Origin of the sequence: Microcoleus sp. D2_18a_D3 (genome assembly GCF_036702455.1) — a bacterium.
In the GTDB taxonomy this organism is placed as follows: Bacteria; Cyanobacteriota; Cyanobacteriia; order Cyanobacteriales; family Microcoleaceae; genus Microcoleus.
On record NZ_JAUBTK010000062.1, the window covers coordinates 1 to 13,563 of the forward strand.

Below are 13,563 nucleotides of genomic sequence, written 5' to 3' on the forward strand. Positions count from 1 at the left end.
TTAGTCATTAGTCATTAGTCATTAGTCATTAGTCATTAGTCATTAGTCATTAGTCATTAGTCATTAGTCATTAGTCAACAATTCCCCAGTCAACAGTCAACAGTCAACAGTCAACAGTCGTTAGTCCTTGGTAATGTGGAATTAATCTGACTCCTATCCTAACTTCTGATTTTTGACTTCAACATCAATCCGTTAAATCTGTTAAATCCCTTAATATAATCTGCTTCCGAACAGACAGCAGTTGCATCCGTTACACTCATCCGTTGCCGAACTTCCTATGCTAATTCCCTTAACCCGCGAAACCTTTCAAGAACTAATTCCCGCCGTCGCCACGGGAGCGCAATACAAATATATCTGGGGAAAACCGCCCGATTTTTTGAGGCGAATGTTAATCTCGGCAGTCAGCGTAGTTTTCCTCCTGGTAGTTTACAACTTCGTCGGTTCCGATGTCGGGCCGCTAGTTTTAATCACCGGATTGATAGCTGGTTTGTACTGGCTGTGGGGGCCGATTTTGTGGGCTAGTTTGCGAAATGCAGAATGCCGCAAATATCAATACTGCGGTTTTTGGCAAGGACGAGTTTTGGATATATATATTACAGATGAAGTCACAAGTCAAGAAGAAACAGTCAATCAAAAAGGACAACTCGTAATAGTTGACAACCTAGAACCGCGCATCAACTTAGAAGTGGGTGACAAAACCGGATTTACTACTACACTTCGAGCTCCCTTGCGGAAAGATCACCAAGGAATTGTCCCCGGCCAAGCTGCTTTAATGTTAATTATGTCAAATCAAGAAGATTTAGGCAGAATTGCCAAAGTTTCAGATATTTATATTCCCAGCCGTGACGTGTGGGTGAGCGACTATCCTTATTTACGCAGAGATTTGTTTGTCGAGATGAGCCAACAGATTAAAAAAGGTAGGAAAAAAGACCGCGATCGCACTAATCAAAGCAGAGATGTAAAAAGGCGATCGCCCGCTGATTATTAATATGGATAGTAGCGACAAATTTAAGAGCGATCGCAAGTTAAACTTATGACAAAATTCACAAGATAGCGGCTAATGCCTACGGTTTTTCAGGTTAGCCCCTACAGTTTCATCTTTTTTACTTCCGATCGAGGCGAACCCGCCCACATTCATGTTAAGCGCGATCGGCAACTTGCCAAATTTTGGATGAATCCTGTATCTCTAGAAAAAAATCGAGGCTTCAAAGAGCATGAATTATCCCAAATCCGGCTTTAATACCCCCTTTATTTTTTAGTCTCTTAGAGAGAGAGGCAAGGCAAGCCTAGGATCGGTTTCAACCACCGAGTCTTACACAGGGGGTTTTTAAACCGAATTTAGTATTAGTTCGATCTCTCAGATTCATCTGTGGAGTCACTCTAAAATCGACTGACTTATCGATCAACTGTTCCCCTCTTGGCCGTAAGCTTGCCAAGCCAAATCCACCAGCCCGTTAACAATAGCCACAGCCACCACCGCAGATCCCTTGCGGCCCTCAATCCGAATGTGAGGAATCATCGAATCATGCAGCCGCGACTTCGCCACGTCAACCCCCACAAACCCAGAAGGAGTCCCAATCACCAAAGCCGGCCGAATTTCCTCAGATTCAATCAAATCCACGATCGCCGACAAAGCAGTTTGAGCCTGGCCCACCACAAAAATCCCTTCAGGATAGCGTCTTGCCAAAGTTTCAATCCCCCAAGCCGCCCGCGTCCTTTCCCTTTGGGGGCGTGTCAAAGCCTCCATCGAACAGTAAACCGGATTCGCAAAGGTACTTTGGATCAAGGGGGTAATGCCCACCTGCACCATCGGCACATCTACCACGATCGTAGTCCGAGCAGCCAAAGCTGCCGCCCCAGCCTGCAAAGCCTGATCGGAAAAACTAATTAAAGACTTGTACTCAAAATCAGCAGTCGCATAAATCACGCGGCGGACTATTTCGTACTCCGCCGCTGAAAAACCGTGGTCGCCAATTTCGTTATCGATTAATCCCAGACTCTGGGCATCGCTTACGTGCCATTCCATTTGTTGGATAGCTGTCGCCTGTGAGTTGTCAGGTATCAGCTTACCAGCTTTTAGTCATTTGTTGACTGTTGACTGTTGACTGTTGACTGTTGACTGTTGACTGTTGGCTGTTGGCTGTTGTCACTTGGCTGACAACTGCCAACTAAGTTTCCGACGACGAAGAAGATTTGCCCAACACCGGAGTCAGGAATGCCACCAAAGCTCCGATCGCAAAACCGGACACATTCCGAACCACAGGCAACCAGTCAGAAGTCCGAGTCACCACCGGCCCCAGTCCGAAAGCAAAAAACAGAATGCCCCACAGCGGCGAAAAAATCAGCGCCCACTGCCAAGCCACAACCTGTCCCGGCTTCCGAGGCTGAGCCGCAAACCCGCAGATGACGCCGCCAACCACCGACGTAATTAACGTCAGAATCCACTGTTCCCTCGGCAAACCCGGAACCACGCGACAGCCGCCCTGACGCAAACAGCCTTCTATCGATTCCAAAGATTCAATAATCGCTCGATCTTCGCCATTGTCCCGCACAAAAAATTGATTACCGTAGCGGGTTTGCAGTTCCACCCAAAAAGTGCGCGGCAGCAGCGGATACAGCGAGTCGCCCACATTAAAATTAAGCAAATTGCCCCCTCGCGGGTCAGCAACTAATAACACACTCTTGTCATCTAGCCCCCAATAGCTTTTGACAGCCAAACCGGGCGTGCGATCGTACTGAGTCAGCACTCGCAGTTTCCAGCCGGTTTCGGCTTCAAATGCCTTTAAATTTTTTGCCAAAGTTTGTTCTTCAATATCCGTAAGGGCTTTAGCTAAGTCAATGATCGGCGTCTGAGTTGACGGCAACAAATCGGGATTATTGAAAGCGTGGGCCGCAGGTGCGATCGTCCACACCGACAAAGCCAGAAAAAATGCGGCAACAGAGGCTAGAAATTTTCGCGGGAAAAGCTGTGACATAGGAACTTATAATCCGGGTCTTAATTGTGAATGCTAGCTGGCGGTCTTAACCAGAGGATAAGAGAAAACTCATATTTCTTTACAATTATTTACTTTACAGGAAGCGGAAGGTTTCGGGCAAGGAAAGTTTTGAACAGTCAACCGTCAACCGTCAACAATCAAATGACTAAAACTGAGATTTAGACGCTACCCCGTCGCATAAACGCCGATCGCGATCGCTCACATTAGGATTAGTTCTCAGATAATCTCCCACCCAATCGCAGCCCCTCACGAGCAAATCGTCAAGATCCAAATTCCACAAAATCACCCGATTATCCCGGCCCGCAGAAGCCAGAACCTTCCCATCCGGGCTAAAACTCACACTCATCACACTATCCTTGTGACCCGTCAAAGTTTTCAGCAAAGTCCCGCTGCGACTCCAAAGCTTCACCTTATGATCGTAACTGCCCGAAGCAACCAACAAACCATCCGGGCTAAAACCCACGCTAGTCACGCTGTCGCTAGAACCCTTCAGCAGCGTCGCCACCAAAGTCCCGTCTACCTTCCACAGCTTCACCGAATTGTCGTAACCAGCCGAAGCCAGCATTTTGCCATCAGGGCTAAAAGCAACCCCCAACACAAAACTGTTGTGAGCTGCTTCAAAAGTTCTTAGCAAACGACCGTCCCGATTCCAGAGTTTGAGAGTACCATCATCGCTTGCAGAAGCCAGCATCGAGCCGTCGGGACTGAAAGTCACCCCAGTCACCCAGCCTGTGTGTCCCGTCAAAGTCTTAATCAACCTGCCGTTTCTAGTCCAGAGTTTCACAGTCTTATCCTTGCTCGCGGAAGCCAGAACCTCGCCGTCGGGGCTAAAACTCACGCTCATCACGCTGTCAGCGTGGCCGTCGAGAGTGAACAGCACAGAAGGCGAACACGGGAATAGCGGAGCCGAAGGACAAGGGAGAATATTATTCATGCCATCTTCTGTCAAACTCCACACCTTCACCGTTTTGTCGTAACTCCCAGAAGCAAGTAGCTGGCCGTCGGGGCTGAAACTGACGCTGGCGACTCTCTGAGTGTGTCCTTCCAAGGTTTCCAGCAAAACTCCCGTGCGGCTCCAGAGTTTGATAGTGTTGTCCGTAGAAGCAGAAGCCAGCCTTTGGCCGTCGGGGCTAAAAGTAACGCCTTGCACCCGGTTTTGGTGTCCGTCGAGGGTTTTGAGCGGCACGTCATCGAGTCGCCACAGCCTGATAGTTTTGTCAAAACTTGCCGAAGCCAAGGTTTTGCCTTCCGGGCTAAAACTCACCTGAGTAACTCGATCGGCGTGTCCCTCAAAAGTTCTCAGTAAGCGACTCTCTGGTTTAATGTTGCTAGCATCCGTTGGGCGTTTGTCGCCAACACCAGCAAGATTCCAGAGTTTGACAGTCCCGTCTGCACTTCCAGAAGCAAGGGTTTGACCGTCGGGGGAGAAACTGACACCAAATACCCACTTGCTGTGTCCCCGCAAAGTTGTTAGCAGTTCACCTTTTTTTGCTTGTGTTGAATTTTCTGTTGCTGGGTGTTTTAGTGCAGCGAGGCTCCAGATTTTCACCGTTTTATCTTCACCCGCACTGGCGATCGTTTCACCATCGGGGGAGAAACTGACGGTGTAAATTTTCGAGGGTTGTCTGTTTTCGCTGTGCCATAAATTAGCGATTAACCTGCCGTCCGAACTCCACAGTTTCACACTACCGTCATCGCTCGCCACAGCGATTATTTTGCCGTCGCGGCTGAAGCTTAGCCAATTTACGGGAGCAAATTGTTCGATCGTTCGCAGCAGCGTGCCGTCGGTTTTCCAAAGTTTGATAGTTTTATCAGTAGAGCCAGTGGCGATCGTTTGACCGTCAGAACTAAAAGCAACGCTGGTAACGCTATTAGTATGCCCTTTGAAAGTTGCCAGCAAATTGCCGTCAGTTTGCCAAATTTTGACAGTTTTATCTAAACTTGCCGAGGCTATGGTTTTGTTGTCGGGACTGAACGCCACACAGGAGACACTGTTAGTGTGGTCTTTTAAAGTTGCCAGCAAACTGCCGTCGCGCCGCCAAAGTTTGACGGTTTTATCTACACTGGAAGAAGCTATTGTTTCGCCGTCTGGACTGAAGCTAAGACCCCAAACTACATCGCCGTGTCCTTCCAAGCGGTTGCGTTCTTTGACTCCATAAACTGCCTGCTGGAGGGCGGCAGAAATCAGAATTTCGGTGTCTTTAAGAGTATACATTTTTTGGGAGTGTTCGATCTGTTTCCACTTTTTACCAGCTCTCAAACTTTCCATCATGGCGTCAAATTTGTTGTTTGAGAAATAAAGTGCTTCAGAAGCGGCTGTCAGGGTACTGATTTCGGCTCGCTGAGTTTGAGCGACAGCTAGCTGTTTTTGACCCACAGCCCGCCACCAAAAATTTACGGCGGCGATGGTGGAACTGGTGAGCAGCATGACGCCGATCACTGCTACTCCCAGCAGTTGTTTGAGAAAAGTATTGGCTCGGTAGAGCTGTGCTTGACTCATTTTTTTGTCTGCTTCTGCTTTGTGCAGTCTGGCTTCTAAGCCGAATCTTTGGCGGATCGGTCGCACTAAATAGTCGTGTACCAATTGATAGCGGTCTTCGGGCGCTTCCCGTAGCAGAAATAGCAAACCGTGACCAACTAAAATGTCTAAAATTAAGTCGAGGTTGTCGGTTTTATTTGGTCGGCTTTCAGGGTTTTTGGCGAACTGTCGCTGTAGGGAAATTCTGTTTCTGCCGATCGCCGATAATTCTTTTTCGCCCGCATCTGCTGACTGTTGGCCTGTCACTAACGAGAGTTCGTGTTTGGTTTTTATCAGCCGAACGCCTCTTTCATCTGTCAGGGAAAACAAGATTTTCCAAGCTGCGTCTTCGTTAACCAGGCCACAGTCTGAGATGACTCCTTCGAGCGATCTTTTCACCAATTCCGCTTTGGGATTGTCCCCCAATTGCTGGTATTGTGCTAGACTGGTAATACCTTCTTCTTGCAGTTGCGCTCCTACTACCTGCAATTCGATTGGTCGCACTTCTTGCAGTTCGTCTGCTAAATCTTCTACGAAGGCATCGATCAGTGCCGGCTCTAAATAAAATTCCGCCCGTTCTGTTAAGTGTCCGATAACAGCCCGCGCGTCTTTGATAGAAAAACTCCGCAGTTGGTAGCGGATACTTTTGTCGAGAATATTATTGTTAATAGCGTCAAGATTTGGGAAGCGATCGCAATCTAGTAAGTAGTGCAAATAATCTTCGCGCAAGCACAGAATGATCTTGACATAAGGCAAATTCAAGAACAACCGCAAAAAATTATAAAAAAGTTGTCTTTGTGCCACTGAAGTCGAAACAAAGAAGAACTCTTCAAATTGATCGAAAATCAGCACAGTCAACAAATTATTTGTGGCATTTTCGCGCAACTGATCTATAATAAAAGAAGAGACTTCCGAGCTGCGAGCCGGAATAAGCGAGCAACTTTTTTTGTGGATTTCCTGTAGTCCTTTCGAGATTAATTTACTTTCCTCTTCGGCTTGTTTGTCGTACAGTGCGCTGTTCAAAGCATTTTCTAACTCCACCAGCCAGTCGGTGTAAACTTTGACTAATACGGGCAATGTATCGCGCGCGCCCGGAGTAATATTTTTCAAAGCTGGTACTAAGCCGGCATTGACTAGAGAACTTTTCCCTACTCCGCTGGGCCCATGAATAATAGTTAATTTATGGTCGTCCCTGCTAATTCTTTCTAGCAAGCTATTGATATCTGTTTGGCGCGAGTAAGCTGTCATGGAGGCTGCGATCGCAGCTTGGTTTTGAGCTGAGGGGCCTGAAGGATTGACTGCTTGGCGCTGCTGCTGCAATTGGCTGGCTCCGATAAAAGCTCTAAATCCGTATTGATATTCGATCGAACGCTGGGTTTTTTTAATCCGAAACGCTTTAAGATACTCTCCCTGCTCGAAATAAACCGCTTGCAATTCCGTCAAAATATCGATGTAAAGTCGGGGGTCGTACTTCGGCTCGCTTTGAGATTGAGCCAACTCCAAAGAATGAACCGCCGCTTCCCACTGGCCTAGCTGTCGCAAACTGCGCGCTAAAAGTAAAAGATACGAACTCCTGTCGGATTTAGGATGTTGAATTTTAGATTTGGGTTCGTTACTTAACTCGTTAGGGCCCACAAATTCTGGATAATTTCCCTCAAACCCCAATCTCAAATCTTCAATCAGCAATCTCAAATCATGAGGCGTTTGATCCAAAATCGCCAAAGCCAACTCGGCTAGCTGGCGGGCTTGACTCCACCTCGACTCTTGCAGGGCAACTTCAGCCAAAAAGCCGTAATCTTGAGCTAGTTGGCTGGGAGTACCGTAAGTGAAGTGCAACTGCAAAGAATTTTCAGCTAATGCTTGCAACTCTCCCCACGCTTTCAGGCGCTGCAGCACTTCTCCGAGGTGTGCTGTCACCTCCGCAACCAATTCGGGGCGTGAGGCCAGGGAGAAAGCGTTTCTAGATTGTTCCAGGCTAATCCAAGCTTGTTCCCAGTGCTGGCGGTTGGCTACCGGGTTTCTGGCTGCTTGCAACCGATGACACAGGGCTATGTGAAACAGCACTATGCCTTCTCTCTCTAAAAATAAAATTTTGGGGACAGGATTCGACAAGGAGGAGAAGGTTTCTAGGTTTTCGGAATGTTCCAAGTTTTCCAGTTCCCAGTTGCCCGTTTTCTGCTGCCAAAATACTAAACTTTCTTGGTAGTGAATTAAGGCAGTTTCGGTTTGGTCGCTGACATAGTAATCTCGACCGAGAACGAATTGCAGGCTGGCTTTGAGGGCGGGTTCTAATTCTTCACCGCGATTTTGTAAATCTCTTAAAGCTAATTCTAGTTCTCGGCGTGGCAAAGAGCCGATCGCCAAATCGAAGGTATTGCCCGGACTCAACGGCGAATACGAGTGGACATCTGATTGTCCTCGGTTTTGGGGCCCTGAGTTAAAAGTTAGAAAGCGTTCTCCGGGGCTCATTTCGCGCTCCAGGCCGCGTTTTTCGCAGGGGGCTTCGCAGGTCTCACAATTAGCGATGGTGCTGACGTTGCTGCTGGCGAGTTCTGGATTGAGTTCGCCTATTTTAAATATAGTATCGGCCCGCCTAGCGAGGAAATTAATTAATTCCTCAACGCCCATTTCAAATTTAATTGTGGCAGCGGCCCAACTTTTGAAATCCGGGGCCAGACGAATCATTTTGGTCACGATGTCATCTGTTACCCACAAAATCACTGGGCAGGAAAAATTTTTGCGAAATTCGTCTCGTACTTGATTGGTAGAAGCCATCAGTTCGTCGATCGCTACTACTGTTTCTAAACCGAATACCATCAAAGCCGAGGCGGCACCCACAGGCGAGTACCCATCCTGGAAAGAGCTTGCCTGCAGGGTAGTGTAGAGGGTTTTAACTGAAGGTGGCAGGACGATATCTTGAATTGGAACTGGGGACACTTCTCGCAGCCGCTGCGCTATTTGCTGCCGCAACTGCTCGTAGTTGCAGCGCACCAAAATTAGCGAGAATTGGTGTTGAGACATTGTGATTGACCTGACCAGAGTTTTGAGCGATCGCTCGTTGTAGTTGGCAGTTTCTTGTACCTTAATTAGATCGGTCATGCGTGCACCCCTTTTGCATTAATCAATTACCTAACCCTCGCCAATCGTGACTGAAAGCGTCTCTACTTAGACATCCCCGTCTCTGTCTGACGCTTTATCTCTGTATAAATACGTAGTTTTCCGTACTTGTCCTATCAATACTTACATAGTTATTAGATCCAATGTAAAGATATCATACCTCTCAATCTCAGAGAATGCTAGACTTGCGAATAAAAATTTAATGTCACCTGATAATTTTTGATTCAGCTATATATAAAGGACTACAGATCGTAAATAGCCAACCGCTAAGTTTATCCTCATAGCGACGACTAGCTATTAGTAAACAACTCCGATATATCTGTAGCAGGCATTTAACACAACAGCCAAAACAATTGTCCTCCGGGATGGGATTATGTGAAATTAAGAGCAACCGGTAAAAACAGACCTAGGGGGTCTGACATTGCAGATATGAGAGTTGAAAGTGGGGAAAGTCCTTAGTGGCGGCAAAGTTTTACACGACAATAATATTCACCGCCTATAGCCAGCATTAAACAGAAATCAGCCAGTGGCAAAAACCGCTGACTAATTTCTGTATTGGATTGTAAGATTTCGGAGTTTTGAGAGATAAATTTTCAGTTAAATACTTTCTAAATCCCTCGTGGTTAAGGGTTCTTAGAGTCGCGAAGCCATCTCAAAAATCCCAACTATTTTGGCTCACTGCGCTGCAGCCACTCCTTATATTTTCTGGTTTCTGCTAGGGCTGGATTAATCCCAAACCAACGACCTTCTTGATCGCGGTATTCAAAGACAAACATACTTCGCAACAAGATTTGAGACTCTTCTTCGCCGGTTACACTTTGTCGGTTGACAACTTGAAACAGCAATTCCCATTCCATGTCATTGATGGCTCCCAAAAGGTCATCGCGATATTCTTGAATGACGCTTTCGAGGCATTCGCGAGAGAAGGGAGGGTCTTCGTGCTGCAAACAGCTATACAAAAGCATCAGTAGATTGCGAACGTGACCGCCACTAATCCGACAAAGCCGATCTAAAGTTTCGGGAGAGTCAAACACCTGGGAAATCAAATCAATGCGTTGATCGGGAGCAACTTTCGGGAAAGCTCTAGCTAATACTAGCTGCCGCAGCAGTGCCATTCCTTCGAGGTGGTCTTCGCCCGATCGCACTTGCACTGGTACCATCGGCATCACCTTGGGCTTGACTCCAAATCGACTGGCGAGGCGGCCGAAGTCGTTGGAAAAAATCAAAGTCAGGGGAATCGTGTAGACAACATGGCAATTAAGTTTTTTCAACTGTTCGCCTCGGTCTAAAAACAGATATTCTGGCTGGGTGCGTCCGCTGGGTTTGAGGGAGGCGTCGAGGCGATCGAGGTTGTCAACGATGACTGCGAGCCCTTTTTTCCCTTGCTGCTTGAGTTCGGCGTTAGCTTTGTTGAGGAGTTCTTCGTTGATGGACTGCAAGATGCTGTTGGTGCGGGGTTCGAGATATTGCCTGAGTTGCGATCGCAGTTTGGGAGAGTCTTTAGTTTTAGCAGTCACTCTAGCAATGCCTATAGATAACTCGGCTTCCGCTGACAAATCTATGGGAGTCTGCAAAAATTCTGCCACTTCTGCAAACAGATTTGTAAAATAGCTCGGTCTGAGTTTGATTTTAGCCGATTCCATAGTTTCGCTGACTTGGCGCGCAATGCTCAGCAAAATATCGCTGATATCTACATCACCCATGTCTAAGTCTTGGGAAGACTCAAAGTAAACAACGCAAAAACCCTCTTGCTCTAGCTCAGCTTTCAGTCGAAACAATTCCGTAGATTTGCCACAGCCGATATGTCCTGTAAATAGCTGACAGGTTGGCTCGTTGGGCGAGATGCGGGTAATGGTTCGCTGTAAAGATTCAATGATTTTGCCGCCACGCACGGAACCAAAATCAATGTAGTATTGATAATCCCCTGGGTCTCCCGCAACAAGGGTCTTGCTGGGGTTGCAGGCTTTATAGAATCTGTCTAATTCGAGTGCGATCACAATGGAAGCCGAATAAAAGTTAAAAAGTTAATCGAAAGTCTAAACTTTCTTTACTTGAGTTTAGTTTGATTTGTAACCTTTTGCACTGTGGGGTAATGCCCTAAATACCCAAAGAACCTTGCTCTGGTAAGGAGTTTTCCCGGCGCTGCAATTGGGAATTATTAATTAATAATTTTTTATTACTTAGCGGGATCAGTGATATTACTGATATTGGCCGGAGTCTGGGTAAATTTGCGGGGATCTGGTTAAATGGTAGGGGAAAACAGGGCTCAAGAGACAGAGATTAAACAGTTTGGAATTTGTGCTAATCCTTAATTACTATATTGTCAAGACGTAGATGGCTAGTTTTGGAGCGGTTTCTCAAACAGAGTTAGGGCGCAGGCGCCAAAAGTTGCGGCAGCAGAGGCGCGCTCGATTGACGGCTGTTGTGTGGCAAATGCTGGCAGCAAGCGCAATGGCTGGGGGTTTGCTTTGGTGGATTGGGCAGCCGGCTTGGTTGATTGCCCGATCGGAACAAGTGAAGGTGGAGGGCAATCAGTGGCTATCGGATAAGGCGGTGCGGTCTTTGGTGCCGCTGTCTTACCCGCAGTCGCTGTGGGGGATTCAACCGCAGGCGCTGGCCGAAAAGCTGGAGTCAACCGGGCCCATCGCTAAAGCGAAGGTGACTCGTAACTTGTTTCCGCCGAGTTTGACTATAGAAGTGGCAGAACGCCTGCCAGTGGCGGTGGCGCAGCCGAATACGGTGTTGAGATCGAACAGTGACAAGGAAAAAGTGGGGTGGCTGGACGCTCGCGGAGGTTGGATGCCGTCGGATAGTTATACTGCTGTACGATCGCACAATAGTTCGATCGGGCCCGGCAGCATTCCGGGAACGCAGCCTCAGCGTTCTTTGCCCACTTTAAAAGTCATCGGGCCTTTGGAACAGTATCGCGCCTCTTGGCCGAAGTTTTACCAAGGACTCAGCGGCTTGACGGTGAAAGTGTTTGAGATTAATTGGCAAAACCCGAACAACTTGATCTTGAAAACAGAAATCGGTACCGTACACTTAGGGCCGTACACTTCCAAGACTGCGGAGCAACTTAAGGTTTTAGACCGAATGCGACAATTGCCAAAACAGATAGATTCAAGCAAAATAGCCTACATTGACTTGAAAAATCCTGCTTCGCCGATCGTCCATTTGCCAGAACTACCCGGCAGTTTGGAGAGTTCAACTCCGGCACCCACTCGCGCCCGAAATTGATTCTCTGCCAACAAAAGGTAGAAGGTATCGATCGACAGGCAGAATTTTTGCCGATCGGGATCAATACGCAGGGCTTGCAATCAGCCGAGTTTTTGGATAGCGCCCCGCGTCAGGGGCTAGTATCCATTTTTTTTCCTTCTGCCTTGCTTACAACTGCCTTAATCCGGTCAAGTACCTGGATGGCGTCAAGCGAGGTCTGGGCTAGCAAGGTCGGCAAAATCCGAGATTGCTAACATTAAGCATCGATCAGTGTTAGTTTTTCGCGCAACTTAGCCTATAGTTGATTGTGAATTGGCGTTTAGTTAACAAGCTGTAATCTACTATCCCCGACTCTAATGAAGCTTAATAATAGACAGGGGTCTGACCAAGACAGTCCCCCTTCGGAAGAAGTAAAAAATTTTCCGGTGGCTGCAGATTCCGCCAATCCGTTTAGACGCAAGTCTGGTTATGTAAATGTAGATAGTATTGATATCGATCCTATGGTCAATCCCAAAGACATAATGCCCAGCAGCGCTGCCAAAATCAAAGTAATTGGCGTCGGCGGTGGTGGGGGCAACGCCGTTAACCGGATGATTGCTAGCGAGGTTTCTGGTGTCGAGTTTTGGTGTGTGAATACAGATTCCCAAGCTCTGGTTCTCTCAAATGCTCCGAAACGCTTGCAAGTAGGACAGAAGTTGACGCGCGGTTTGGGCGCGGGGGGCAATCCGGCGATCGGTCAAAAGGCTGCGGAGGAATCTCGCGACGAGGTTGCTAATGCTCTGAATCATGCGGATTTGGTATTTATCACAGCCGGCATGGGCGGCGGTACGGGCACGGGCGCGGCTCCGATAGTGGCTGAGGTGGCTAAGGAAATGGGCGCCTTGACTGTGGGCATAGTGACGCGGCCTTTTACGTTTGAGGGACGGCGGCGCACCAGCCAAGCTGAGGAAGGGATTGCGGCTTTGCAAACTCGGGTGGATACGCTGATCGTAATTCCTAACGACAAGCTGCTGTCTGTGATTTCGGAACAAATGCCGGTACAAGAGGCTTTTCGAGTTGCTGACGATATCCTGCGCCAAGGGGTTCAGGGTATTTCTGACATTATTACTATTCCCGGTTTGGTGAATGTTGACTTTGCTGACGTGCGGGCAGTAATGGCTGATGCGGGTTCGGCTTTGATGGGCATCGGCGTGGGTTCTGGCAAGTCGCGGGCTAGGGAGGCTGCGATGCAGGCTATTTCTTCGCCTCTGCTGGAAGCTTCCTCTATTGAGGGCGCTAGAGGTGTGGTGTTTAACATCACTGGCGGTACTGACATGACGCTGCACGAGGTGAATGCGGCGGCTGAGACGATTTACGAGGTTGTCGATCCGAATGCCAATATTATTTTTGGAGCGGTGATTGACGAGCGGCTTCAGGGCGAAATTAAGATTACTGTGATCGCTACTGGTTTTTCCGGGGAAGTTTCCCCGCCTCCGACTCCGGGGCGGACGCAAAATGTTAATGCTCCTTGGCGGGCTGCAACTGTGCCGGTGACTCCTGCTCAACAGACGCCCGATCCGAAAGCGAAACCGCCACAGGATTTGGGATTGGATATTCCTGAGTTTTTGCGTAACCGTCGCCCGCCAAGATGATTTTAGATTTTAGATTTTAGATTTTAGATTTGGAATTTGGGATTTGGGATTGAATCTCCAATCTCCAATCTAGAAAATCGAAAAT

At 47.9% G+C, this 13,563-nt stretch carries 8 protein-coding genes; 4 read left to right on the top strand and 4 right to left on the bottom strand.

From position 1 onward, the window contains the following. Positions 1-277 precede the first annotated feature (277 nt). The gene (locus QUB06_RS24120; RefSeq protein WP_333147166.1) at positions 278-988 is read left to right on the top strand and encodes a phosphate ABC transporter permease; all 711 of its coding nucleotides are present in this window, start codon (positions 278-280) and stop codon (positions 986-988) included. Positions 989-1,060: 72 nt separating this feature from the next. After that, entirely contained in the window at positions 1,061-1,240 is a 180-nt protein-coding gene (locus QUB06_RS24125; RefSeq protein WP_333437429.1) for a DUF4160 domain-containing protein, read from the top strand. A 162-nt stretch (positions 1,241-1,402) separates the two neighbouring features. On the opposite strand, the gene QUB06_RS24130 is transcribed toward QUB06_RS24125, so the two are convergent. The 4 genes from QUB06_RS24130 to QUB06_RS24145 form a co-directional block, all read right to left on the bottom strand. Then, positions 1,403-2,026, bottom strand: coding sequence for a precorrin-8X methylmutase (locus QUB06_RS24130; RefSeq protein ID WP_333058319.1), 624 nt, complete (start codon positions 2,024-2,026; stop codon positions 1,403-1,405). 142 nt (positions 2,027-2,168) lie between these two features. Further along, positions 2,169-2,975 carry a TPM domain-containing protein gene (locus tag QUB06_RS24135; RefSeq protein ID WP_333437430.1) on the bottom strand — a complete coding sequence of 269 codons (807 nt, stop codon included), beginning with the start codon at positions 2,973-2,975 and terminating at the stop codon, positions 2,169-2,171. Positions 2,976-3,141: 166 nt separating this feature from the next. Continuing rightward, positions 3,142-8,613: a WD40 domain-containing protein gene (locus QUB06_RS24140; protein ID WP_333437431.1), complete on the bottom strand. Its 5,472-nt coding sequence runs from the start codon at positions 8,611-8,613 to the stop codon at positions 3,142-3,144. Positions 8,614-9,296: 683 nt separating this feature from the next. Next, on the bottom strand, positions 9,297-10,628 hold the full coding sequence (locus QUB06_RS24145; RefSeq protein ID WP_333437432.1) for a P-loop NTPase fold protein: 1,332 nt from the start codon (positions 10,626-10,628) through the stop codon (positions 9,297-9,299). 337 nt (positions 10,629-10,965) lie between these two features. On the opposite strand from QUB06_RS24145, the gene QUB06_RS24150 reads away from it, so the two are divergent. Next, the gene (locus QUB06_RS24150) at positions 10,966-11,868 is read left to right on the top strand and encodes an FtsQ-type POTRA domain-containing protein (RefSeq protein WP_333437433.1); all 903 of its coding nucleotides are present in this window, start codon (positions 10,966-10,968) and stop codon (positions 11,866-11,868) included. Between the two features lie 335 nt (positions 11,869-12,203). Beyond that, a complete protein-coding gene (gene ftsZ / locus QUB06_RS24155; RefSeq protein WP_333082420.1) occupies positions 12,204-13,478 on the top strand; it encodes a cell division protein FtsZ in 1,275 nt (424 codons plus the stop codon). Positions 13,479-13,563 lie beyond the last annotated feature (85 nt).

Coding starts and splice junctions, on each gene's coding strand:
- QUB06_RS24150 (WP_333437433.1), top strand. CDS start 10,966: ATGGCTAGTTTTGGAGCGGTTTCTCAAACAGAGTTAGGGCGCAGGCGC.
- QUB06_RS24120 (WP_333147166.1), top strand. CDS start 278: ATGCTAATTCCCTTAACCCGCGAAACCTTTCAAGAACTAATTCCCGCC.
- QUB06_RS24135 (WP_333437430.1), bottom strand. CDS start 2,975: ATGTCACAGCTTTTCCCGCGAAAATTTCTAGCCTCTGTTGCCGCATTT.
- QUB06_RS24125 (WP_333437429.1), top strand. CDS start 1,061: ATGCCTACGGTTTTTCAGGTTAGCCCCTACAGTTTCATCTTTTTTACT.
- QUB06_RS24130 (WP_333058319.1), bottom strand. CDS start 2,026: ATGGAATGGCACGTAAGCGATGCCCAGAGTCTGGGATTAATCGATAAC.
- QUB06_RS24140 (WP_333437431.1), bottom strand. CDS start 8,613: ATGACCGATCTAATTAAGGTACAAGAAACTGCCAACTACAACGAGCGA.
- ftsZ (WP_333082420.1), top strand. CDS start 12,204: ATGAAGCTTAATAATAGACAGGGGTCTGACCAAGACAGTCCCCCTTCG.